General features: G+C 73.2%; 21 protein-coding genes. 11 read left to right on the top strand and 10 right to left on the bottom strand.

The window, feature by feature from the left end:
• Nucleotides 1-192: 192 nt before the first annotated feature.
• The 4 genes from FLM69_RS05400 to rsmI form a co-directional block, all read right to left on the bottom strand.
• Nucleotides 193-2013, bottom strand: a complete 1821-nt coding sequence (locus FLM69_RS05400) for an ABC transporter ATP-binding protein (protein WP_255502729.1) — start codon at nucleotides 2011-2013, stop codon at nucleotides 193-195.
• A gap of 24 nt (nucleotides 2014-2037) precedes the next feature.
• Nucleotides 2038-2991 (bottom strand): TatD family hydrolase, encoded by a 954-nt coding sequence (locus FLM69_RS05395; RefSeq protein ID WP_141843377.1) that lies wholly within the window; start codon nucleotides 2989-2991, stop codon nucleotides 2038-2040.
• 119 nt (nucleotides 2992-3110) lie between these two features.
• Nucleotides 3111-4598 (bottom strand): NAD-dependent succinate-semialdehyde dehydrogenase, encoded by a 1488-nt coding sequence (locus FLM69_RS05390; protein ID WP_036316357.1) that lies wholly within the window; start codon nucleotides 4596-4598, stop codon nucleotides 3111-3113.
• Nucleotides 4599-4781: 183 nt separating this feature from the next.
• The gene (gene rsmI / locus FLM69_RS05385; RefSeq protein WP_141843375.1) at nucleotides 4782-5666 is read right to left on the bottom strand and encodes a 16S rRNA (cytidine(1402)-2'-O)-methyltransferase; all 885 of its coding nucleotides are present in this window, start codon (nucleotides 5664-5666) and stop codon (nucleotides 4782-4784) included.
• A 67-nt stretch (nucleotides 5667-5733) separates the two neighbouring features.
• Here rsmI and FLM69_RS05380 point away from each other — a divergent pair, with 67 nt between their 5' ends.
• The 3 genes from FLM69_RS05380 to FLM69_RS05370 all read left to right on the top strand — a co-directional run bounded on the left by FLM69_RS05380 (nucleotide 5734) and on the right by FLM69_RS05370 (nucleotide 10179).
• Nucleotides 5734-6606 carry a hypothetical protein gene (locus FLM69_RS05380; RefSeq protein WP_181743487.1) on the top strand — a complete coding sequence of 291 codons (873 nt, stop codon included), beginning with the start codon at nucleotides 5734-5736 and terminating at the stop codon, nucleotides 6604-6606.
• Between the two features lie 55 nt (nucleotides 6607-6661).
• Entirely contained in the window at nucleotides 6662-8275 is a 1614-nt protein-coding gene (locus tag FLM69_RS05375) for a dolichyl-phosphate-mannose--protein mannosyltransferase (protein WP_141843371.1), read from the top strand.
• Nucleotides 8276-8343: 68 nt separating this feature from the next.
• Nucleotides 8344-10179: a long-chain fatty acid--CoA ligase gene (locus FLM69_RS05370; protein WP_141843369.1), complete on the top strand. Its 1836-nt coding sequence runs from the start codon at nucleotides 8344-8346 to the stop codon at nucleotides 10177-10179.
• 77 nt (nucleotides 10180-10256) lie between these two features.
• On the opposite strand, the gene FLM69_RS05365 is transcribed toward FLM69_RS05370, so the two are convergent.
• The 3 genes from FLM69_RS05365 to FLM69_RS05355 are packed head-to-tail and all read right to left on the bottom strand — an operon-like array spanning nucleotide 10257 to nucleotide 13432.
• Complete coding sequence (locus FLM69_RS05365; protein WP_141843367.1) at nucleotides 10257-11477, bottom strand: TIGR01906 family membrane protein; 1221 nt, start codon at nucleotides 11475-11477, stop codon at nucleotides 10257-10259.
• 47 nt (nucleotides 11478-11524) lie between these two features.
• Nucleotides 11525-13084 carry an adenosylhomocysteinase gene (gene ahcY / locus FLM69_RS05360; protein WP_220478842.1) on the bottom strand — a complete coding sequence of 520 codons (1560 nt, stop codon included), beginning with the start codon at nucleotides 13082-13084 and terminating at the stop codon, nucleotides 11525-11527.
• Between the two features lie 45 nt (nucleotides 13085-13129).
• A complete protein-coding gene (locus FLM69_RS05355) occupies nucleotides 13130-13432 on the bottom strand; it encodes a DUF3499 family protein (RefSeq protein ID WP_020628239.1) in 303 nt (100 codons plus the stop codon).
• Between the two features lie 62 nt (nucleotides 13433-13494).
• Between FLM69_RS05355 and FLM69_RS05350 the strand changes: the two genes are divergently transcribed.
• A complete protein-coding gene (locus FLM69_RS05350; protein ID WP_254184041.1) occupies nucleotides 13495-14040 on the top strand; it encodes a hypothetical protein in 546 nt (181 codons plus the stop codon).
• Nucleotides 14041-14095: 55 nt separating this feature from the next.
• Here FLM69_RS05350 and FLM69_RS05345 read toward each other — a convergent pair whose 3' ends face one another.
• A complete protein-coding gene (locus FLM69_RS05345) occupies nucleotides 14096-14617 on the bottom strand; it encodes a WhiB family transcriptional regulator (protein WP_080696049.1) in 522 nt (173 codons plus the stop codon).
• Nucleotides 14618-14787: 170 nt separating this feature from the next.
• On the opposite strand from FLM69_RS05345, the gene FLM69_RS05340 reads away from it, so the two are divergent.
• Nucleotides 14788-15411 (top strand): hypothetical protein, encoded by a 624-nt coding sequence (locus FLM69_RS05340; RefSeq protein ID WP_095695405.1) that lies wholly within the window; start codon nucleotides 14788-14790, stop codon nucleotides 15409-15411.
• 27 nt (nucleotides 15412-15438) lie between these two features.
• On the opposite strand, the gene FLM69_RS05335 is transcribed toward FLM69_RS05340, so the two are convergent.
• A complete protein-coding gene (locus FLM69_RS05335; protein WP_002854495.1) occupies nucleotides 15439-15999 on the bottom strand; it encodes a GtrA family protein in 561 nt (186 codons plus the stop codon).
• A gap of 162 nt (nucleotides 16000-16161) precedes the next feature.
• On the opposite strand from FLM69_RS05335, the gene FLM69_RS05330 reads away from it, so the two are divergent.
• The 4 genes from FLM69_RS05330 to manA are packed head-to-tail and all read left to right on the top strand — an operon-like array spanning nucleotide 16162 to nucleotide 20820.
• Nucleotides 16162-17367, top strand: a complete 1206-nt coding sequence (locus FLM69_RS05330) for a 5-(carboxyamino)imidazole ribonucleotide synthase (RefSeq protein WP_095695791.1) — start codon at nucleotides 16162-16164, stop codon at nucleotides 17365-17367.
• On the top strand, nucleotides 17364-17921 hold the full coding sequence (gene purE / locus FLM69_RS05325; protein WP_141843365.1) for a 5-(carboxyamino)imidazole ribonucleotide mutase: 558 nt from the start codon (nucleotides 17364-17366) through the stop codon (nucleotides 17919-17921). Before FLM69_RS05330 ends, purE begins: the two co-directional genes overlap by 4 nt.
• The gene (locus FLM69_RS05320; protein WP_036384957.1) at nucleotides 17921-19534 is read left to right on the top strand and encodes an LCP family protein; all 1614 of its coding nucleotides are present in this window, start codon (nucleotides 17921-17923) and stop codon (nucleotides 19532-19534) included. Before purE ends, FLM69_RS05320 begins: the two co-directional genes overlap by 1 nt.
• A gap of 41 nt (nucleotides 19535-19575) precedes the next feature.
• Entirely contained in the window at nucleotides 19576-20820 is a 1245-nt protein-coding gene (gene manA, locus FLM69_RS05315) for a mannose-6-phosphate isomerase, class I (RefSeq protein ID WP_036384958.1), read from the top strand.
• A gap of 23 nt (nucleotides 20821-20843) precedes the next feature.
• Here manA and glpX read toward each other — a convergent pair whose 3' ends face one another.
• Entirely contained in the window at nucleotides 20844-21866 is a 1023-nt protein-coding gene (gene glpX, locus FLM69_RS05310) for a class II fructose-bisphosphatase (protein WP_010079310.1), read from the bottom strand.
• A gap of 107 nt (nucleotides 21867-21973) precedes the next feature.
• Between glpX and FLM69_RS05305 the strand changes: the two genes are divergently transcribed.
• Nucleotides 21974-22564, top strand: coding sequence for a DUF4245 domain-containing protein (locus tag FLM69_RS05305; protein ID WP_036384959.1), 591 nt, complete (start codon nucleotides 21974-21976; stop codon nucleotides 22562-22564).
• Nucleotides 22561-23232: a carbonic anhydrase gene (locus tag FLM69_RS05300; protein ID WP_036384960.1), complete on the top strand. Its 672-nt coding sequence runs from the start codon at nucleotides 22561-22563 to the stop codon at nucleotides 23230-23232. The genes FLM69_RS05305 and FLM69_RS05300 overlap by 4 nt, the downstream gene beginning before the upstream one ends.
• Nucleotides 23233-23235: the final 3 nt, after the last annotated feature.

The raw sequence follows: 23235 nt of genomic DNA, 5'->3' as shown, positions 1-23235 counted from the left end.
ACATACCCACAAAATAAATCCCTTAATCTAAGAGATTCAAAATTTTTATCTTTCAAGCAGAAGGCCGCAGACGAGATGTAGCACCGTCTCGTGGGCTCGGAGAATGTGTATAAGAGACAGGGGCTGGACCATGCCCGCGAGTCTATCGGGGCGCCGGACGGGGTAGCCGGGACGCAGCGGCGCGGGGTCCGCTCAGGTGGAGAGGTCACCGAGCCGGACGAGCTCGCGGAACTCGGGGCTCGTCTCCTGCAGCCCGGCGAACGTGCCCTGGCCGATGATCCGCCCCTGGTCCATCAGCACGATCTGATCGCAGCGCTTGACCGTGGAGAGACGGTGGGCGACCACGATGACCGTGATCCGTCCGCGCAGCGACTCGATCACCTCGGTGACCCGGCGTTCCGTGAGGTTGTCGAGGGCCGACGTCGCCTCGTCGAGCACGAGGAGGCGGGGCCGCCGGAAGAGCGCGCGCGCGATGCCCAGGCGCTGGCGCTGGCCGCCGGAGACGCCCACGGCCCCTTCGCCGATCACGGTGTCCAGCCCGTCGGGGAGCTCGTCCAGCCACTGCCCCAGCTGGGCTTCACGCAGCACGCGCTCCACCTCGGCCCGGTCCGCCGTCTGGGCGGCCTCGACGTCCAGGAGCACGTTGTGCAGCACCGTCCCGTTGACCACGGTGACGGACTGCGGGACGAACGCCACGTTGTCCCACCAGCCGCGCGGGTTGGCCTCGAGCTCCACCCCGTCCACGTAGACCCCGCCGCGCTGGGCGTGGTGGAAGCCGATGACCAGGTCCACCAGGGTGGTCTTGCCGGCACCGCTGCCGCCCACGAAGGCGTACGAGGAGCCGAAGGGGATGCGCAGGTCGATGTCGCGCAGGACCGGCTCGGCCTTGCCGGGGTAGGTGAAGGACGCGTCCCGCACCTCGATGGACTCCTCGAACGTGATGCGTTCGTAGGGCCGGTCCGCCGCGTGCAGGACCGGCTGCGCGGCGGCGAGCTCCGCCGTCGTGCGCTCGAAGGCCGGCCAGGAGGTGCGGATCTCGTTGGTGGTGGCCATGAGAGCGGCCATGGACGGCAGCACACGGAAGCCGGCCATCGCGAGCAGGGCGAGCGAGCCGAACGCCTCCTCGCCGCGGCCCTGGATGAAGGCCACGGCCACGAGCGCCGCGATGGCGGCCACGAAGGCGACCTCGAGCACGTAGCGCGGCATCATCGTGAGGATCATCTTGAGCCGCGTGGCTTCGGCGCTCTCCATGCGGGCCGCGCGGTACTCCTCCATGAAGGCCGAGTCGTTGCCGCGGATCTTCACGTCCTTGTAGTTCTCCAGGCCCTGCAGCGCCGCCGTGTTGGCCCGCTCCCCCGCGGTCACCAGGGTCCAGCCCAGGCGGGAGGCCGGGCGGCGGATCACGGTCTTGATCACCCAGGCGACGGCGAGGAAGTACAGGGCCATCCCGAGCCCCGTCAGCGGCATGGCGACGCCCACCACGACCGCCACCGCGACGAGCGTCACGGCCTCCGTGAGGAACGTGACGGACGCGTTCACCACCCCCGTGTACGCCATGCTGGAGGTGCCGGTCACGTTGTTGACCAGGGTGCCGACCGTGCGCGTCAGGTGCAGGCCGTAGTCGGCCCGGAGGTAGTAGCGCAGCAGCGTGGCGGACGTGCGGATGAGGTTCTGGTTGGTGAACCCCATGGTCCACCAGCGGAACGCGAGCACCAGGATCGCCTTGAGCAGGAAGGCCAGCACGATCACGACGGCGAAGGCCACCGTCTGCTCCGGCACCGTCACGGCCCCGAATCGGGCCAGCAGCCCCTCGAGCGCCGGCGAGCCCAGCTCCCCCGAGGTCAGCAGGCTGACGAGCGGGAGGATCGAGGCGAGCGCCACCATCTCGAGGCCGGCCACGAGGACGGACCCGAGGACCACGAACACGAGGCGGATCCGCATGGGGCGGTCCACCAGGTACTGCGTTCCCTCGGGCAGCCGGGCTTTGAGGAGTCGGGTCAGCACGTCGCCCATCCTAGGGGCCGGGTCTGGATCCGCTTAGAACGCCCCGTACACCCGGGCGGTGTTCTCGCTCACCGCGCGGGCGAGGGCCGCCACGTCGTCTCCGCGCGTCTCCGCCATGCCCCGCAGCGTCAGCGGGATCAGGTAGGGCGCGTTGGGGCGGCCCCGATGCGGATGCGGTGTGAGGAAGGGCGCGTCCGTCTCCACGAGCAGCAGCTCGGCCGGGGCGATCCGCAGCGCCTCGCGCAGCTCGTCGTTGGCCTTGAAGGTGACGGGACCGGCGAAGGACATGTGCCAGCCGTGCTCGGCGCACGTGCGGGCCAGATCGGGGCCGCCCGAGAAGCAGTGGAACACCACGTGCGGGGGCAGCCCGCCGTCGGCCGCCTCCTCGAGCAGGATTCGGACGACGTCGTCGTGCGCGTCCCGGTCGTGGATCTGCAGGGCCGTGCCGAGTTCGCGGGCGAGTCGGATGTGCCGGCGGAAGGACTCCTGCTGCGCGGCGTGGCCGGCCTCGTCCTGCGTCCGGAAGTAGTCGAGGCCCGTCTCACCCACCGCGCGCACGCGGGGGTGGCGGGCGAGCTCCGCGATCTGCGCGAACGCCTCCTCGAACTCGCCGCGCTCGGCCAGCCGGGCCGCGTCGTTGGGGTGCAGCGCCACGGCCCCGAGCAGGCGGGGCTCGGCCTCGATCGCCGCGATCGTGAACCGGGCCGAGGCGACGTCGCAGCCCACCTGGACCGCGCCGACCACGCCCACGGCCTCCGCCGCGTCCATCGCCTGGTGGACGTCCACGCGGACCAGGCCGTCGCGGAAGTCCAGGTGCGTGTGGTTGTCCACGACGGGCACCGGCAGCGGCTCCGGTGCGGGCGGGTACTCGAGGCGCCGCCGACGTCCCGACTTCTCCTCCCGCGCGTCCCGGCGCGGGCCGCCGTCGTCGTCCGGCTGCGGGGCGGGGGCACGGTAGGCGAGGGGGGTCTCGGATGCGTGGGCCATGCACCCCACTCTAGGGAGCCGAACCCGGGCCCCCGACATGCCTCGGGGGCGGCATCGGGTGGTATCCACGTCGGATACCACCCGATACCGCCCCCGGAGGACACGGCTCGGCGCGAGGGTCAGGCCTTCGTGGCCGCCCACGGGTCGGCGATGCCGATGTACTGCACCGAGGTGTACTCCTCGATGCCCTCGGCGCCGCCCTCGCGGCCCAGGCCCGACTGCTTCACGCCGCCGAACGGCGCGGCCGGGTTGGAGATGACGCCCACGTTGTAGCCCATGAGGCCGAACTCGATGCTCTCGGCCACGCGGTACATCCGGGCCTGATCCTTGGTGAACACGTAGGAGGCGAGGCCGTACTCGGTGTCGTTGGCCATCTCGATGGCCTCCTCCTCGGAGGAGAAGGTCACGATCGGGGCCACGGGGCCGAAGATCTCCTGCTGGAGGATCGGGTTGCCCTTCTCCACCTTGATCGCGGTCGGCGCGTAGAAGTAGCCGTCGCCCTCGATCTTGTGGCCGCCGGTGAGCACCTCGCCGCCGGCCGCCACGGCGTCCTGGACGAGCTGGTCGATGTCGTCGCGCGCGCCCTCGTCCACGATCGGGCCGAGGGTGGACTCCGGGTCGGTGCCGCGCAGGGGCTTGAGCGCCTCGAGCTTGGCCACGAACTTCTGCGTGAACTCCTCGGCCACGTCCTCGTGCACGAGGAAGCGGTTGGCGGCGGTGCAGGCCTCGCCCATGTTGCGCATCTTCGCGGCGAAGGCGCCCTCGACGGCGGCGTCCAGGTCCGCGTCCTCGAAGACGATGAGCGGGGCGTTGCCGCCGAGCTCCATGGAGGTGCGCAGCACGTTGTCCGCCGCGTCCTTCATGAGGCGCACACCGACCGGGGTGGAACCGGTGAAGGACACCTTGCGCAGGCGCCGGTCCTGCAGGATCGGGCTGGAGATCGACGAGGCGGAGGAGCCCGCGACGACGTTGAGCACGCCCTTGGGCAGGCCGGCCTCCTGCATCACCTGCGCGAACAGCTGGGTGGTCAGCGGGGTCAGCTTGGCGGCCTTGAGGACCATGGTGCAGCCGGCGGCGACGGCGGGGCCCACCTTGCGGGTGGCCATGGCCAGCGGGAAGTTCCACGGGGTGATCAGCAGGCACGGGCCCACCGGGCGATGGTGCACCTGCATGCGCAGCGTGCCCTCCGGCACGGTCAGGGTGCGGCCGTAGTGGCGGCCGGCCTCCTCGGAGAACCAGCGCAGGAAGCCGTTGCCGTACGTGACCTCGCCGCGAGCCTCGGCGAGCGGCTTGCCCATCTCGAGGGTCATCAGCAGTGCGAAGTCCTCGGCGCGCTCGTTGATCAGGTCGTAGGCGCGGCGCAGGATGTCGGCGCGCTCCTTGGCCGGGGTCCGGGCCCAGTCGGCCTGCGCGGCGCAGGCGGCGTCGAAGGCGGCCATGGCGTCGTCGGAGTTCGCGTCCTGCAGGCTCGCGATGACCTTGCCGGTGGCCGGGTCCTTCACGTCGAAGGTCTTGCCGGAGGAGGCATCGCGCCACTCGCCGTCGATCAGCAGGCCGGTGGGGACGGACTCCAGCAGCGCCTTCTCGCGCTCAGCGGTCACGGTCATGATGCACCTCTTTCGGGGTCGGTGGTCGGAGGCGGCACGCCCCGCGTCCCTCAGGGGAACGGGTGGACGGCCACGGGTATTCCGACGCCGTCCGGCGGCGGTCGGCAGCGGCTCCACGGCTGATCCTAGCCAGGCCCCGGGGCCGCGCCATCGCCCATGAGCATCTGTGTAGCCGGGGACGTGTCAGCCCCGGGCCGCGAGCACCGCCTGGTAGAGCTCCCGGCTCCGCATCCCGTGGGCTCCGGCCACCGCCGCCACGGCCTCCTTGAGCCGGGTGCCGGACTCCACCAGCACCCCCACCTCGGCGACGGCGTCCGCCTCGGACGCCTCGCCCTCGGCGCCGGGCGCGGGCGGCCCGATCACCAGCACGATCTCCCCGCGGATCCCCTCCCCCGCGTGCCGCTCCGCAGCCCAGGCATGCACCTCGGCCGCGGTGCCGCGCACCACCTCCTCGTGCAGCTTGGTGAGCTCGCGGGCCACGCACACCGGCCGCTCCGCACCGAGGACCTCCACGACGACGGCCAGCGCGTCCGCCAGACGCTGCGGCGACTCGAAGGCGACCACCGTGCGGGCCTCGGTCAGCAGGGAGGTGAGCCATCGCCGTCGTTCCCCGTCCTTGCGGGGGACGAAGCCGTCGAAGGCGAACCGGTCCGTCGGCAGGCCGGAGAGGGCGAGCGCGGTGGTCACGGCGGAGGGGCCGGGCGCGCAGGTCACGGGCAGCCCTGCGGACACCGCGGCCGCCACGAGCCGGTACCCCGGGTCCGAGACCGTGGGCATGCCCGCGTCCGAGACCACCGCCACCGTGGCACCGCCCCGCACCTGGTCCAGCAGCCCCTGGGTCGAGGCCGCCTCGTTGTGCTCGTGATGGGCCACCACCCGGCCCGCCGGGGTGACACCCAGCCCGGCGCACAGGCGCCGCGCGGTCCTGGTGTCCTCGGCGGCGATCACGTCCGCCTCCGCCAGCAGCTCACGCAGGCGCGCGGACGCGTCCCCGAGGTGGCCGATGGGGGTGGCGGCCAGGACGATGCGGCCGGACGGGGACGGCAGATCAGTCGGTCTCGGGGTCATATGTCAAGATCGTAGAGGCACCGCCCCGAGCCCGCCCGGGCCCACGCCTCTCCGAAAGGTCAGGACCATGCCCGTCGAGCCCCGCATCTGCATCACGTCCGGTGGCGACGAGATCCGCCTGCGCTCCTACGTCAACCACGCGATCTACGCTCGAGAGCACGGGCTGGACTACCGGCTCGAGACGGGCATCGACCCGCATATCGTCACCAAGTTCGACTACAAGGTCGCCATCCTCCGCCGGCTGCTCCCACGTTATGACTGGCTCGTGTGGATGGACGACGATGCCTTCTTCACCGACTTCGAGGCGGACAACCTCCGACGCCTGATCTCCGAGGCCGAGCGTGACGACATCAGCCTGGTCATCGCCGAAGGGCCCACAGAGCCGAACGGGTTCTGGTCACGCATCAACACCGGGGTCATGCTGCTCCGGAACGACGAGACGGCGCGCACGATCGTGGAGTCGACCTCGACAGCGGACCTGGCCACGGTCCGGGCCTGGTGGGACGACGATCGCGACGGTCTGTTCACCCACGGCGACCAGGACCAGATGTGGTGGGCCATCCAGACGGGCGGGCACGCCGAGCGCGTCCGGATCGTCGGCCACCGAGAGCTGAACTCGCGCGGGCACTACTACGAGGACTCCCTGACGGACGCGTTCGTCATGCACTTCACGGGTTATCCGGACAAGGAACTCGGCATCGCCCGCTTCGCCGACCGCTTCGACATCGGACAGGAGATCGTCCCTGAGCCGCTCCTGGACAAGTATCACGTCAGAGTGCGCAGCCCCCTGAGGGGCGCCCGCCGTGTCTGGCGGGAACGCTCGGTGGACACGCTGGCAGCGGTCAAGTACCGGCTCCGCCCCCACAAGGACCGGATCCAGCGCGTCGCAGGGTTCCTCCCGCCCGCCGTGCGCCGCCGGTGGCCGCTCGGCCACGTCTGAGAGCAGGCCGCACGTCGAGGAGGCCTGCTCCACCCCGCCGCCTAGCATGGAGCCCGTGCCCGCCACCGCCCTCGCCCCCCGCCCCGCCGCCGTCGCGGCCGACGACGGTCCCTTCGGCGTCGCCGCCCTGCGCGCCCGCCTCGGGGTGAGTGCGGCGCCCCTGACGCGGTGGCACTGGATCCTGCCGCTGCTGGTCACGGTGATCGCCGGCGTCCTGCGGTTCACGAACCTGGCCCACCCGGACCAGCTGATCTTCGACGAGACCTACTACCCCAAAGACGCCTACTCCCTCCTGGAGTCCGGCTACGAGCGGCGGTGGGGCGAGGACGTCAACGACGCGTTCGCGCGCGGCGAGGCGGAGCCGCTCGAGGGAGCCGCCTACGTGGTGCACCCGCCGCTGGGCAAGTGGCTGATCGGCCTGGGCATGCTCGCGTTCGGCCCGGACAACGGGGTGGGCTGGCGGTTCAGCGCCGCGGTGGCCGGCACGCTGTCCGTCCTGCTGGTCACCCTCGCCACGCAGCACCTGCTGCGCTCGGTGTCCCTGGGCGCGGTCGCCGGGCTGCTGCTGGCCGTGGAGGGCCACCACCTGGTGATGTCCCGCATCGGGCTGCTGGACATCTTCCTCTCGTTCTTCGTGCTCGCGGCCTTCGCCGCGCTGCTGGCCGACCGCGTCCACGGGCGGCGGCTGCTCGCGGCGCGGCTCGCCCACGACGTCGCCCGGTTAGGACGCGACGCCCTGGCCAGCGGGCCGTGGCTCGGCTGGCGCCCGTGGCGACTGCTGGCGGGCGTGCTGCTGGGCGCCGGCTGCGCCGTGAAGCTCTCCGGGCTGGCGTTCATGGCGGCCTTCGGCCTGCTCACGGTCCTGTGGGACATGTCCGCGCGCCGGACCGCCGGGGTGCGGCACTGGGCGTGGGCCGGCGTCGAGAAGGACGGCCTGTACGCGTTCGTGGCCGTGGTGGGCGGCGGCCTGGTCGCCTACCTGGCCTCGTGGACCGGCTGGTTCGTCACGGAGGGCGGCTACTACCGGGACTGGCACCGGGACAACCCGCCGGAGGGCCTGCTCGCCGGGCTGGTCCCCGGTCCGCTGCGCTCCCTGTGGCACTACCACGTGGAGTCCACGACCTTCCACCAGGGCCTCACCAGCCCCCACGACTACGCCGCCAACCCGTGGACCTGGCCGTTCATGGGCCGGCCCGTGAGCTACTACTACGAGGGTGCAGAGCCCGGCGAGGGGATCTGCCCGGCGGACGCCGCGGGCGCGTGCTCGGCGGCCATCACGGACATCGCCAACCCGTTCGTGTGGTGGACGGGCCTGGCCGCCGTCCTCGTGTGCGTGTGGCTGCTGGTGCGCCACCGGGACTGGCGGGCCGGCGCCCTGCTCAGCGCCTACGTGGCCGGGCAGCTGGTGTGGTTCCTGTGGCCCGAGCGGACCATGTTCTTCTTCTACACGATCGCCTATGAGCCCTTCTTCGTGATGATGATCGCCCTGGCGCTCTCGCTGCTGCTGCGGCCGGGTCGCCGGCCCGGGCCCCGCTGGGGCTCGGCCCTGGTGCTGGCGTACGTGACGATCGCCGTCGCCGTGTCCCTGTTCTTCCTGCCCGTCTGGATCGGCGACGTCATCCCGTACGACCAGTGGCGCTGGCGGATGTGGTTCAGCAGCTGGATCTGACGGTCGCGTCCCGGGCGCGGGCGTGCCCGACCGCGCGCCGCACGCCCGGAAATGGATACGCTCGGACCGTGCAGAACCAGAGCCCCGTCCATGAGTCCGCCACCGAGCTCGTCGGCATGCCGCCGGCGGACTCCAACATCACGGACCTGATCGTCGCCTCCTGTGCCGACCGGCCGGACGCCCCCGTGTACGCCGTGCGCAACGGCGCGGGCGGCTGGGTGGACGTCCACTTCACCGCGTTCCTGACCCAGGTGCGCGCCGTGGCGGCCGGCCTCATCGCCCGCGGCGTCCAGCCCGGGGACCGGGTGGGCCTGTTCTCCCCCACCTCCTACGCGTGGGCCGTCCTCGACCAGGCCGTGTGGTTCGCCGGCGCCGTCTCCGTGCCGATCTACGAGACCTCCTCGGCCCACCAGGTGGAGCACATCGTCACGGACTCGGGCCTGCGGGTGGTCGCCGTCGGCAGCGAGGAGCTCGACGAGCGCGTCGCCGAGGCCGCCGGGCACGCGGGCGTGGACGTGGCGACGTTCCCGCTGACGGACGCCGGACTGGCGGAGCTGGCCGAGGCCGGCGCGTTCGTGTCGGACGACGCCGTCGAGCACGCCCGCTCCCTGGCGACCCTCGCCAGCCCCGCCTCGATCGTCTACACCTCCGGCACCACCGGCCGCCCGAAGGGCGCCGTGATCACGCACGGCAACTTCGTGGGCGCGGCCATCAACGTGCTGCACTTCGCGCGCGAGGTGGTCCAGTGGTCCCCGACGACGACGTCGCGCACCCTGCTCTTCCTCCCGCTGGCCCACGTGCTCGCCCACGCCGTCCAGGTCATCTGCCTGTACGCCCGCATCCAGGTGGCCCACTCCGGTTCCCCGGCCACGCTGCTCGGCGACCTCGCCTCCTTCCACCCCACGTGGTTGCTGGCCGTGCCGCGCGTGTTCGAGAAGGTCGAGGCCGGCATCGAGGCCAAGGCCCAGAAGGGCGGCACCGGGCCGATCTACGCGGCCGCCAAGCGCACCGCCATCGAGTGGTCCACGGCCGTGGACGAGGCCGAGTTCGGGGACGGCCCCGGGCCTTCGGCCCTGCTGCGCGCCCGGCGCGCGCTGTTCGACCGGCTGGTCTACCGCAAGATCCGGGAGGCCCTCGGCGGCGAGGTGATCTCGTGCGTGTCCGGCGCGTCCGCCCTCTCCCCGGAGCTGGTGCACTTCTTCCGCGGCGCCGGCATCCCGATCGTGGAGGGCTACGGCCTCACGGAGACCACCGCGCCGGCCACCGTGAACATCCCCGGCGCGCACCGGGTGGGCACCGTGGGCCTGCCCGTGGCCGGGGTGACGGTGAAGATCGCCGAGGACGGCGAGATCCTCATCCGCGGCCCCGTGGTGTTCGACGGCTACCACGGCATGCCGAAGGCGTCGGCGGAGGCGATGGAGGACGACTTCTTCCGCACCGGGGACATCGGCGCGCTGGACGAGCACGGCTTCCTGCGGATCACCGGCCGCAAGAAGGACGTGATCATCACCGCCGGCGGCAAGAACGTATACCCCACGCCCATGGAGGAGGCGCTGCGCCAGCACCGGCTCATCGAGCACGTGGTGGTGGTCGGGGAGAACCGCCCGTTCGTGGGCGCCCTCATCACCCTGGACACCGAGGCCTTCACCCAGTGGGCCCTGGACCGCGAGCTCAGCCTCACGCCGGCCGAGGCCGCGACGGACCCCACCGTGCTGGCCTCGATCCAGGAGGCGGTGGACCAGGTCAACGGGGGCGTCTCCCGCGCCGAGTCCATCCGCCGCTTCCGCATCCTGGACCACCCGTTCACCGAGGACTCCGGGCACGTCACCCAGTCCCAGAAGCTCAAGCGGGCCCAGGTGATCGAGGACCACGCCGAGGACGTCGAGGCCCTCTACCGTCGCTGACCCCGCGCCCCCGGACGACGACGGGCCGGGAGGACGCCTCGTCCTCCCGGCCCGTTCCCGGTGCCATCCGGCGGCGGTCAGCGCACCACGGCGTCGTCCTCCCGGGCCCACCGCAGGCGGGTCCGCAGCAGCTGCTCGCGGCGGTCCGCGCTCAGCTCACGACGGCGGCGCGTAGGCCACGTGAGCACGAGCGTCACGAGGGACGCCAGCAGGGTCACCAGCCCGACCACCACGGCCGCGTCCACCCAGAACTGGCTCGGGTACAGGCGGATCAGCGCGTCCTGCACGGAGAACGTCCACGTGCCGTCCGCGAAGAACAGCGAGTGGAACCCGGCGAAGAACGTCTCCCAGCCCAGCACCGCCAGGACCGCGAGCGCGATCACCGCGAGCGGCAGCCACACGGCGCCGGCGAACAGGGCGCGGCGCACCCCGCCGGGGCTGGTGCGCAGCAGGGACGCGATGAGCAGGGCGCACACCACCACGAGCACCACGAGCGCCGCGGTGGCGATCCACAGCACGGTCTTCACGTCCGTCATGTGGTCGACCTCGACCTCGGTGAACAGGGGCGCGCCCTGGTGCGTGAGGCTGCTGAGATACCGCGGCCCGGCCAGATTGGTCACGTAGTCCAGCCCGGCGGAGCCGTAGTGCATGCGGTCGGCGAGGGTGAAGCCGAACCGGTCCGCGGGGAACCCGGGCCGGTGGTACTCCAGCCACAGGAACACCGGGCTCGCCACGAGGCGGACGGCGGCCAGCAGCAGGGCGAGCGGGGCGAGGATCGCCAGCAGCACCTGCGCCAGGCGCGGACCCGCCTTGGGCAGGCGCGCGCGCTCCTCCGGCGTGGGGCCCTGCAGGGCCGCAGCCTGCGCCACGGGGGCGGCGGTGCCGTCCTCGGGGTAGCGGTCGACCGGGGCGGCTGCGCTCGAACCCGCCGCGCGGGCCCCGACGGCGGCGCTCAGCGGGCCGAGCTCGTCGGCGCCGGGCAGCGGACGCCGGTCGCCCTCGGGCACGGCCCGGGAGGCGACGATGTCGCGGTCGGCGTCCGCGGCCGGGCGGTCGGCGTCACGTCGGTCCGCGGCCGCCGCGTCCCCGCCGCGCAGCGCGGCGAGGTCCTCGGGGCTGAGCGCCGAGGTGTGCTGGGCGCCGCCGTCGTCGTCCCGGCCCATGGCGGGCAGCGCCTGGGTGCGGTTCGGATCGTCGGCGGCGTCGTCCTCGACGAACGCGCCGTAGTCCAGCCCGGATTCGAAGTCCTCCGCCCCGGCGCGCTCGTCGCGCCCGCGGCCGGCCTGATGGGAAGCCATGCTCGTGCCTCTCTCGAGTGGGTCCGTCCGCCCGCGGGCGCCGGGGATCAGTAGCGGTAGTGGTCGGCCTTGTAGGGGCCGGCCACGTCCACGCCGAGGTACTCGGCCTGGACCTTGGTCAGCTCGGTCAGCCCGACGCCGAGGGCGTCCAGGTGCAGGCGGGCGACCTTCTCGTCCAGCACCTTGGGCAGCGTGTAGACGCGCTTCTCGTAGTGCTCACCGGTCAGGGCGCCGGTGCCCGTGGAGCCGCCGAAGAGCTCGATCTGCGCCATCACCTGGTTGGTGAAGGACGCGCTCATCACGAACGAGGGGTGGCCGGTGGCGTTGCCGAGGTTCAGCAGGCGACCCTCGGAGAGCACGATGATGCTGCGCTCGGCCTCCGTGCCGCCGTCCAGGGTCCACTCGTGGACCTGCGGCTTGATCTCCGTCTTCACGACGCCGGGGATGCGGGCCAGGCCGGCCATGTCGATCTCGTTGTCGAAGTGGCCCACGTTGCCCACGATGGCCTTGTCCTTCATGGCGGCCATGTGCTCGGCCATGATGATGTCCTTGCCGCCGGTGGTGGTGACGAAGATGTCGCCCTCGCCCACCACGTCCTCGAGGCGGGCCACCTGGTAGCCGTCCATCGCGGCCTGCAGCGCGCAGATCGGGTCGATCTCCGTGACGATCACGCGGGCACCCTGGCCGCGCAGGGCCTCGGCGGCACCCTTGCCGACGTCGCCGTAGCCGCAGACCACGGCGACCTTGCCACCGATCAGCACGTCCGTGGCGCGCATGATGCCGTCCGGCAGGGAGTGGCGGATGCCGTACTTGTTGTCGAACTTGGACTTGGTCACGGCGTCGTTCACGTTGATCGCCGGGAAGAGCAGGCGGCCCTCCTGCGCCAGCTGGTAGAGGCGCAGCACGCCCGTGGTGGTCTCCTCGGAGACGCCGCGCAGGGTGCCGGCGGTGCGGGTCCAGTGCTGCGGGTCGCGGGCCAGCGAGCGGCGCAGCGTCTCGAGGATGATCCGGTACTCCTCGGGATCGTCCTCGGTGGCGCTGGGCACGGCGCCCGCGGCCTCGAACTCGACGCCCTTGTGCACCAGCAGGGTGGCGTCGCCGCCGTCGTCCAGGATCATGTTGGGGCCGCGCTCCGGATCCTCGTCCGCGCCCGGCCAGGTGAGGATCTGCGAGGCGGTCCACCAGTAGTCCTCGAGGGACTCGTTCTTCCAGGCGAACACCGGCACGCCCTGCGGGTCCTCGGGGGTTCCCGAGCCCACGACGACGGCGGCCGCGGCCTCGTCCTGCGTGGAGAAGATGTTGCAGGAGGCCCACCGGACCTCGGCGCCGAGGGCGATGAGGGTCTCGATGAGCACGGCGGTCTGCACGGTCATGTGCAGGGAGCCGGCGATGCGGGCGCCCTTGAGCGGCTGGGCCTCCCCGTACTCCTCGCGCAGGGACATCAGCCCCGGCATCTCGTGCTCGGCCAGGCGGATCTGGTGGCGGCCCGCCTCGGCCAGGGACAGGTCCCGGACCGTGAAGTCGAACGAGGCACCGGGCACGGTGGTGCGGTTGGCGAAGGCCGGGTCGACGTCGGGGGTGCGGAACTCTGCGGAGGTCTCAGTCATGCCCTCCAGCCTAGCGAGGCCCAGGACGGCACGACACGTGCCGCGTCAGTCCCCGTCACGCACCACGCGCAGCCCGGGGCGGGCCGGCGGGACGGCCATGGGCCGGGTGGGGACCGTGCGCACGCCGCCGTCCGCGTCGACGGCCTCGTAGTGCTCGGGCAGCTCCAGCCGCAGCACCTCCCAGCCGCGCGGGGCCGTGGTGCGCCGAGCGTGCTCGCCGCAGAGGTCGTACGTGTGCGGCTCCGCCCGGCGCGACAGGGGCCCGATGACCACCTGCGAGTCCGCGTAGTTGTACGTCAGCGTGGCCAGGGCAGGGCTCTGGCATCCGGTCTTGCTGCAGCGTCGCATGGGTCCCACGCCCGCCACCCTACTCGGCGGACGGCCCGGAGCGGTGGCCTACCATGGCGCGCATGACCGCGTCCGCCTCCTCCGATCCCCTCGACCCCCTGCCGTTCCGGGCGGGCGACGCCGCGGGGGCCGAGCCGGGCGTCGAGGGCGGCCCGGCCGAGGCCGGCGTCTCCTCCCCCACGGGGCGCGGCGTCCGGGACCGCCGTGGCCGAGGGCTGCGGCATCCGCGCCCGTTCGGTGCGCGCTCGGAGCGGGGCCGGGGCGAGGCGCTGCTGACCGCCGTCGAGAAGGCGGTGGACCGGCTGGGCTCCCTGGACGCGCCCGGGCTGCGGCACGTGACCGCGCGGGTGGAGCGCATCCCGGACCGGCTCGACGAGCGGCTGCGCGAGCTGCACGCCGGCCGGGAACGGGATGAGGAGGCGCTGTTCGCGCGGGCCGAGCGGCAGGGCCGGGACGGGGTGCTGATCACCCTGTTTGAGCGGCCGCTGCGGGACGCGGCCGACCCGGCCGACCTCGAGGGGGCCGTCTACGGGGTGGCGCTGAGCCGTTGCGCCGACGCGCTGGGCGTGGACCCGCAGGTGCTCGACCCCAGCTGGGGCCGCGGCTGAGCCCGGACCGGGTGGTCCGCGCCGGGCACCGCGCCCGGCGGATGAGCGCGGTGCGTCAGGCGCGGGCGCGGCGCAGGCGGCGACGCTCGCGCTCGGAGAGCCCGCCCCAGATGCCGAAGCGCTCGTCGTTCGCCATGGCGTACTCCAGGCACGCGTCCTTGACGGTGCAGGCCTCGCACACGCGCTTGGCGTCCCGCGTGGAGCCGCCCTTCTCCGGGAAGAACGCCTCGGGGTCCGTCTGCGCGCACAGGGCGTCCGCCTGCCAGGCCAGCTCGCCCTCGACGGGCTCGGTGGTCACGCCCGGGATGGCGGCCCAGTCGGCGGAGACGGGCACGGCCTCGACCGGACGCGCGTCACCGGGGAAGAGGGCGGTGACGGTGGCGGCCGGGGTGCCGGTCTCGCCGTCGAGGTCGTGGGCGGTGAGGAAGGCGGTCGCCTGATCCTCGAGGCTCGCGCTGGAGACGCTGGCCTGCGGGTCGGCGGGGTCGAGGAACCAGTCGCTGGGGACGCTCCGCGGACGAGGCGCCGGCGCGGGATCGGCGCGGTGCGCGTCCTCGACTCGCTGGGTTTGCTCCATGTGTGACGCCTCTTCCCGGGATCGACGTGGCGGTGTGGGCCGGGTGACCATGCGGTCCGCGCGGGTGCCGGGCAATCCGGCGGGCCCCTCCTGGCGGGACCGTTGGCCCGGGTTCATTACATCGGTGTGATTCATGCCGAGTCAAACCGAGCGGGTGCCACACTGGGCCCATGGTCTCCCTCTCCGTGCCCCGGTCCACCGGCCCCCTCGTGCTCCGCCTCGCCTCCTCCCCGCGGCCCGCGCTCGTCCAGGAGCCGGGGGCCCCGGACGAGCCCGGCGCGGTGGACCAGCGCATCGAGCTCTCGGGCCGTGTGACCGTGAACTGGGCCGCCAAGTTCGCGGGCCTGCTCGGCGCCGAGGGCATCGGCGCGGGCGACGCCGTCGCCCTGGACCTGCCCGTCCACTGGCTCTCCCACGCCCTCGCCCTCGGCGTGCTCTGCGCCGAGGCCGAGCCCGCCCTCGACGGCGACTCCCCCGCCGCCGTCCTCACGGACCGGCCCGAGGCGTGGCCGGACCCGTCCGTGGCCGTCTTCGCCGTGGCCCTGCCGCGCGGCCTCGAGCCCGAGTTCGACGGCCCGGCCGCCGACCCGGCCGTCGTGGACGTGGCCGCCGAGATCCGCGCCCAGCCGGATGCCCTGCCCGGCCCCGTGGATCACGTGCGGCCCGCGTCGATCCCGGCCGGGGCCGACGTCGCCCCGGACGACGACGGCCCGCGCCCCCGCCTGACGTGGGCGGGAGTGCGGGCCGCGCTGGAGGCGTGGGACGCGGGTCGGGCGGTGACCGTGCGCCCCTGACGGGGCGGCGGGGTCAGGCCGGGGCGCTCAGACCCCGGCGTCGGGGGTACGGTGCCGGCCGCGCGGACGCAGCTGGTCCTCGCGCAGCACGGGCATCTGGCCGGTGATGATCGCGAGGTCGTTGGCGAAGCCGGGCTCCACGTCCAGCTTCTCCTTGAACACCCAGAACCGGTAGGCGAAGTAGCGGAACACGGTGCCGAAGAACAGGCCGATCACGTTGCCGGCGATGAACAGGCCGGTCGGGTCGGTCACGCCCAGCAGGTACTGCGCGATCGCCACGCAGCCGGCCTGGATGCCCAGCCCGATCGCGTTCATGATCAGGAACATCACGAGCTCGCGCGTCTTGTTCGAGGAGCGCTTGTCCCGGAACGTCCAGTAGCGGTTGGCGACCCAGCTGAACAGGGTGGCGACGACGCCGCCCACGATCTTGGCCTTGACGTTGGACCCCTCGAGCGGGCCGGTCATCATCCACCAGAAGACGAGCGAGTCCACCACGAACGCGGCCGCACCGACGGTGCCGAACTTGGCCACCTCCCGCCACAGCAGGGAGGCCATCCCGGTCAGGCGGCCCCAGAGATCGGACAGCATGGGCGTGGACTCCTCGGTTCAAGACGGGGGTGTGCACGCGGGCCGGACCCGCGCAGGGCTGGGGAACACTGTAGCCGCGCCCCCGGCGCGCGACCTCCTCGGATCCGGCGTCGGCCGCCCCTCCGTGACGGAGTTCTCAGCCGGTCCGACTACCCTGTGCGGGTGACTTCCCCTCGACTCGGTGTGATCGGTGGCGGGCAGCTGGCCCGCATGATGGCGGGCGCGGCCGCGGAGCTCGGCGTGCCCTTCCGCGTGCTCGCGGAGGCCCCGGACGCGTCAGCGGCCCAGGTCGCCCCCCACGTGGTCGGCGACCACGCGGACCTCGCGGACCTGAGGGCGTTCGCGGCCACGGTGGACGTGGTGACCTTCGACCACGAGCACGTGCCCACCGAGCACCTGCGGGCCCTGCAGGAGGCCGGCGTCGCCGTGCGCCCCGGCCCCGAGGCGCTGCAGCACGCGCAGGACAAGCTGGTCATGCGCGCCGCCGTCGAGCGGCTGGGCCTGCCGAACCCGGCGTGGGCGCCGGTCGACGACCTCGAGGCCGTCCTCGCCTTCGGCGACGAGCACGGTTGGCCGATGATCCTCAAGACCGCCCGCGGCGGCTACGACGGCAAGGGCGTGCTCAAGCTCGACGACCCCGACGACGCCCGCGCCTCCGCCGCGGACGGCACCCTGGCCGCGTGGCTCGGCGCCGGCATCGCCCCGCTGCTGGCCGAGGCCCTCGTCCCCTTCTCCCGTGAGCTCTCCGCGCAGGTGGCGCGCACCCCCTCCGGTGAGGTGGCCGTCTACCCCATCGTCGACTCGGTCCAGGTGGCCGGCGTGTGCGACCTCGTGGTCGCCCCGGCCCAGGACCTCGACCCGGCCGTCGCCGCGGCCGCGACCGCCGCGGCCGTCCGCCTCGCCGAGGAGCTGGACGTCACCGGCATGCTCGCGGTCGAGCTGTTCGAGACGCCGGGGGTCGGCCCGGGCTTCCAGGTGAACGAGCTGGCCATGCGCCCCCACAACTCCGGCCACTGGTCCATGGACGGCGCCGTCACCGGCCAGTTCGAGCAGCACGTCCGCGCCGTGCTCGACCTGCCGCTGGGTGAGACGGCCCCCCGCGGGGCCGGCGTCGTGATGAAGAACGTCCTCGGCGGCGCCCGCGAGGACCTGCACGCCGGCAGCGTCGTGGCCCTCGCCGCCCACCCGCAGGCCAAGGTCCACCTCTACGGCAAGGACGTGCGCCCGGGCCGCAAGGTCGGTCACGTCAACGTCGTCGCGGACCACGGCCTCAGCCTCGAGGAGGCCGTGCGGACCGCCGAGTCCGCCGCCGCACTCCTGCGCGACGACGCCCCCACCACCGGCACCGAGACGGAGGCCCGCCCATGACCGCCACGCCCCAGACCCCCGCCCAGCCCCTGCAGGACGACGCCCCGGTCGTCTCCGTCGTGATGGGCTCCGACTCTGACTGGCCCGTGATGAGCGCGGCCGCCGAGGCCCTGCGCGAGCTCGACGTGCCCGTCGAGGTCGGCGTGGTCTCCGCGCACCGCATGCCCCACGAGATGGTGGAGTTCGGCGCCCGCGCGCACGAGCGCGGCATCCGCGTGATCGTGGCCGGCGCGGGCGGCGCGGCGCACCTGCCCGGGATGCTCGCCGCCGTCACCCCCCTGCCCGTGATCGGCGTGCCCGTGAAGCTCAAGAGCCTGGACGGGATGGACTCCCTGCTCTCGATCGTCCAGATGCCCGCCGGCGTGCCGGTGGCCACCGTCTCCATCGACGGCGCCCGCAACGCCGGCCTGCTGGCCACCCGCATCCTCGCCTCGGCCGACACCGCGGAGGGCGACCGCCTGCGCGCCGCCCTCGCCGAGCACGCCGACGAGCTCAACGCCCAGGCCCGGGCCAAGGGGGCCCGCCTGCGCGAGCAGATGGCCGCCGACCGCTGATGTCGCCCGCCACCGGATCCGTCCCCGCCGGTCACGCGCAGCCCGACCCGCTCCGAGATCCACGCGTCGCCTCCCCCACCGAGCGCACCCGCCGGGCGCTGATCCTCACCGCCCTGACCCTGCTGGTCCCCGGCGGCGCCCAGCTCGTCGCCGGCAGCCGCCGGCTCGGCCGCGTGGCGCTGCGGGTCACCGTCACCGTGTGGGCCGTGCTGATCCTCGGGCTGCTGTGGTGGCTGGTCTCCCGCGCGAGCCTGATCTCGCTGATGGCCCGGGACGGCGTGCTGCTGGGGCTCGCGGTGGTCCTGGCGGCGTTGGCGGTGGGCTGGGCGGTGCTCTGGGTGGACACGTTCCGGCTGATCCGGCTGCACCTGCTCGCCCCCGGCGCGCGGAAGATCACGGCGGCGGTCACCGCGCTCGCGCTCGTGCTCACCAGCGGCGCCCTGCTCTACGGCGGCTGGGCCGCGAACACGAGCCGCGGCGCGCTCGGCGAGGTCTTCCGGGAGGGGCCGGCCGTCCCGGAGGCCGAGGGCCGCTACAACATCCTGGTCCTGGGCGCGGACGCCGGCGAGGGCCGCCAGGGGCTGCGCCCGGACTCCATGCACGTGGTCTCCGTGGACGCCCGCACCGGCGCCATCGTGATGTTCTCCCTGCCCCGCAACCTGCAGAACGCGCCGTTCGTCGAGGGCTCCCCGCTGTGGGACGTGTACCCGAACGGCTTCGACTGCGGCGACGAGTGCATCCTCAACGCCCTCTACACGGACGTGGAGGAGCACCACGCAGACCTCTACCCGGACGCCGAACACCCCGGTGCCGAGGCCATGAAGGACGCCGCCGGCGGCATCCTCGGGTTGGACATCTCCGGCTACGCCCTCATGGACATGGGCGGCTTCGCCCAGCTGATCGACGCCATGGGCGGGGTGGACGTCGTCAGCGGCGGCTACGTGGTCCACCGCGGCGTCCGGCCCGACGGCGCCTGGGGCAACATCTGGTGGGAGCCGGGCACCCACCACTTCAACGGCGACGACGCGCTCGCCTTCGCCCGCTCCCGGCAATGGTCCACCGACTACGCCCGCATCCGCCGGCAGCAGTGCATGCAGGCGGCCATGCTGGAGCAGTTCAGCCCCGCCACCGTGCTCACCCGCTTCGAGGGGATCCTCGCGGCGGGCCAGCAGATCGTGACCACCGACCTGCCGCAGTCCCAGCTGGGCACGTTCGTGGACCTCGCCGAGCGCTCGCGCGGCCACAAGATGCGGCGGCTGACCGTCGGCCCGCCCGACTTCGGCGACACGGGCACCCACTTCACCACCTATCCCGACTACGACCTCGTCCACCGCCGCGTGGACGAGATGCTGGCCGACGAGTCCGCAACCGCCGGGTCGGACCCGACCGGCGTCACGGCGACGCCGCTGCTCACCGCGCTGGCCGTCGTCGCGCAGGAGACGCAGACCCCCGACGTCGACGAGGATGACCCGGCCACGTGGCCGGCCCCGCCGACCCGCTCCGACGGCAAGCCCTTCACCGCCGAGGACCTGATGATGGCCGAGGACCTGGGCCAGGAGGACGTGCTGAACCACGCGTCCTCGACGAACGGGCTGTGCGTCCCCGCCCCGTGAGGCGCGACGCGCGGGCCGACGGGCTGATCTAGGCTGGGCGCATGCACGTCCTGAAGCCCGTGATCCGTGACTACGCCTGGGGCTCCCCCACGCTCCTCGCCGACCTGCAGGGACGCGAGCCCACCGGCCGCCCCGAGGCCGAGCTGTGGCTGGGCGACCATCCGGGCGCCCCGTGCGTCGCCGTCGTGGCGGACGGCGCCCACGTCGGCCTGGACGAGGTGGTGGCCGCGGACCCGGAGCGCTGTCTCGGGCCCGCCGCGCCGGAGGGCCGACTGCCCTTCCTGATGAAGCTGCTCGCCGCGGGCGCCCCGCTGTCCATCCAGGCGCACCCCACCCTGGAGCAGGCCCGCGCGGGCTTCGCCGCGGAGGAGGCCGCCGGCGTGCCGGTCGACGCCCCGGAGCGCAACTACATGGACGCGAACCACAAGCCGGAGATGCTGCTCGCGCTGACCCCCTTCGCGGCGATGTGCGGCTTCCGCTCCCCCGAGGTCTCCTCGGACAGCTTCGAGGCCCTGGCCCGCGCCCTCACGGAGCGGGCGGACGGGGACACGTCCGCCGTCGCCGTCGCCGCCGCCCGGATCAGCCAGGCCCTCGCCGCCGGGGACCTCGAGGACGCGTTCACCTCGATCCTCGACCCCGACTCCGTGTGGGGCGCCCCCGGCGCCGTCGCGCAGGTCGTGGACGTGCTGCGGGCTGCGCCGGACCTGGCCGAGCGCGACCCCTCGCTGGCCACGGCCCTCGAGGTCGCCCAGCACCACCCGGACGACCCCGGCGTGGTGGTGGCCATCCTGCTCAACCGCGTGGACCTGGCCCCGGGTCAGGCCATCCATCTGCCCGCCGGCAACGTGCACGCGTACCTGCACGGGCTGGGCGTGGAGGTCATGGCGGCCTCGGACAACGTGCTGCGCGGCGGACTCACCACGAAGCACGTGGACGTGCCCGAGCTGCGCCGCGTGGTCACCTTCGAGGCGCTGCCGGTGCCCTCCACCGAGCCCGAGCGCGTGGCCGACTCCGTGGTGGCCTTCCGCCCGCCGTTCGAGGAGTTCGAGCTGCTCCAGGCCACGCTCGAGGACGACGCCGTCCACGGACTCGACGTGCACGGGCCCGGGATCGCGGTGGTCACCCGCGGCACGGCGAGCCTGGCCCTGGCAGGCCAGGAGATCGAGCTGGGCCCGGGCGAGGCCGTGTTCCTGCCCGCCGCGGAGACGGCGTCCGGCCCGCTGGCCGTCCGCGCCGCGGCCGGCGCCCCGGCGACGGTGCACGTGGCCGGCCTGCCGCGGGGCTGAGCCCGGCAGACCGGCCCGCGGGCTCAGCGGGCGTCGCGGTCCCCCAGCCACTTGGACCACTTCTTCACGTCGTGCTCGGCGTCCACGGTGCGGACCGTGCCGGACGACGAGCGCATCACGATGGACTGCGTGTGCACGCGGCCGTCGGCGAAGCGCACACCGCGCAGCAGGTCGCCGTCGGTGATGCCGGTGGCCGCGAAGTAGCAGTGGTCGGAGGTGACCAGCTCGTTCGTGGTCAGCACCGCGTCGAGGTCGAGGCCGGCGTCGAGGGCCTTCTGCTTCTCGGCGTCGTCGGTGGGGGCCAGGCGGCCCTGGATGATGCCGCCGGTGGCCTTGATCGCGCACGCGGTGACGATGCCCTCCGGGGTGCCGCCGATGCCCATCATCATGTCCACGCCGGTGCCCGGGCGGGCGGCGGCGATGGCGCCGGCGACGTCGCCGTCCAGGATGAACTTCACGCGGGCGCCGGCCTGGCGGATCTCCTTGACCAGGCCCTCGTGGCGGGGGCGGTCCAGCACGCACACGGTCACCTGGGAAACGGGCTTGTCCAGGGCCTTGGCCACGAGGTTCACGTTCTGCTTCACCGGCAGGCGCATGTCCACGAAGTCGGCGGCCTCGGGGCCCACCACGAGCTTGTCCATGTAGAACACGGCCGACGGGTCGAACATGGTGCCGCGCTCGGCCACCGCGAAGACGGAGAGCGCGTTGTTGTAGCCCATGGCGGTCAGGCGGGTGCCGTCGATCGGGTCCACGGCCACGTCCACGGCGGCGCCGGAGCCGTCGCCGACCTGCTCGCCGTTGAACAGCATGGGGGCCTCGTCCTTCTCGCCCTCGCCGATCACCACGGTGCCGTCCATGGCCACGGTGTCCATGAACGCGCGCATCGCGTCCACCGCGGCGCCGTCCGCCTTGTTCTTGTCCCCGTAGCCCACCCAGGGGCTCGCGGCGATGGCCGCCGCCTCGGTCACCCGCACCAACTCCATGGCCAGGTTGCGGTCCGGGACGTGATTCTCGTAGCCGGTCTTCTCCGAGGACGCGCTGGTCATCGCTGCTCCGATCCTTGCTCGCGGCGCTCCGTCCGCACGAGACGGGGCGTGAGGGCGGCTCTGCCCCGGTCCTCATCCTACGGGGGCGGCCTCCCGTGGGTGGCACAATGCTGACCGTGAGCTCCGCCGACCCCCACGCCCCCGCCCCCCGTCCCGTCCTGACCGCCACGCAGGCGCAGCGGGCCCGGCAGCCGTGGATGGCCATGGTGCTCTCCCTGGCGGCTCTGCTGGCGATCGTGGCCGTGGTCCTCCTGCTCAACCCGGAGCCGCCGCAGCGGCCCCGTGAGGACCGCGTCGACGTCGCCGCCGAGGCCGCCACGGTCCCCCACGACGACGGCGACCTGCCGGCCCTGGCGCCCGAGGTGCCGGAGTCCTGGTATGCCAACTACGCCCGCCTGCAGAAGCTGGACGGCGTCTCCACGTGGGACGTCGGCTGGGTGGTCACGGACACGGTGTTCGCGGGCCTGCAGCAGGCCGAGGACGTCGACCCCACCTGGGTGAGCCTGCGGGTGGACCAGGTCCCGACGTCGGAGACGATCGAGATCGACGGGATCGCGTGGGACCTCCACGCCGATCCGACGAAGCCGGAGCGACGGCTCGTGGCGGAGGTGGACGGCAGCACCGTGGTGCTGACCACCACCGGCGACCACGCCGTCCTCGAAGACCTGGCCCACGGCGTCGCGAAGGAGACCCGATGACCCCCCACACCCGCCCCGAGACGACGCCGACCCCCGACGTCGTCGTCCCCACCTCCGGCCTCACTCCTGCTGAGGCGTGGGAGGTCCTCGCCGAGGGCAACCGCCGCTTCGTGGCGGGCGAGCCGAGCCACCCGAACCAGAACGCGGAGCGGCGCAGCGACCTGACCGCCGGTCAGGCCCCGGTCGCCGTGATCTTCGGCTGCGCCGACTCGCGCCTGGCGGCCGAGATCATCTTCGACCTGGGCCTCGGCGACGTGTTCGTGGTGCGCACGGCCGGCCACGTGATCGACGACGCCGTGCTGGGCTCCATCGAGTACGGCGTGGACGTGCTGGAGATCCCGCTCGTCATCGTCCTGGGCCACAATTCGTGCGGCGCCGTCACGGCGACGGTCGAGTCCTACATCTCCGGCACCATGCCGCGCGGCTTCGTGCGCCCCCTCGTGGAGCGCATCATCCCGTCCGTGCTGGCGGGGCGCCGCCGCGGTCTGGAGGAGGTCGACGAGTTCGTGGCCGAGCACGTGGACCAGACCTGCGACCACCTCTTGGAGACCTCGCAGTCCGTCCGCGCGGCCGTCGAGTCGGGGCGCACCGCCGTCGTCGGGCTCACCTACTCGCTGTCCGAGGGCACCGCGCGACCGGGCCGCGTGCACGGCGACCTGGCGGTCTGACGA

The sequence above is a fragment of the Micrococcus sp. R8502A1 genome, from assembly GCF_006704135.1.
Lineage (GTDB): Bacteria > Actinomycetota > Actinomycetes > Actinomycetales > Micrococcaceae > Micrococcus > Micrococcus luteus.
Note: the sequence above shows the minus strand (reverse complement) of the source record. Positions and strands in the feature narration are given on the sequence as shown.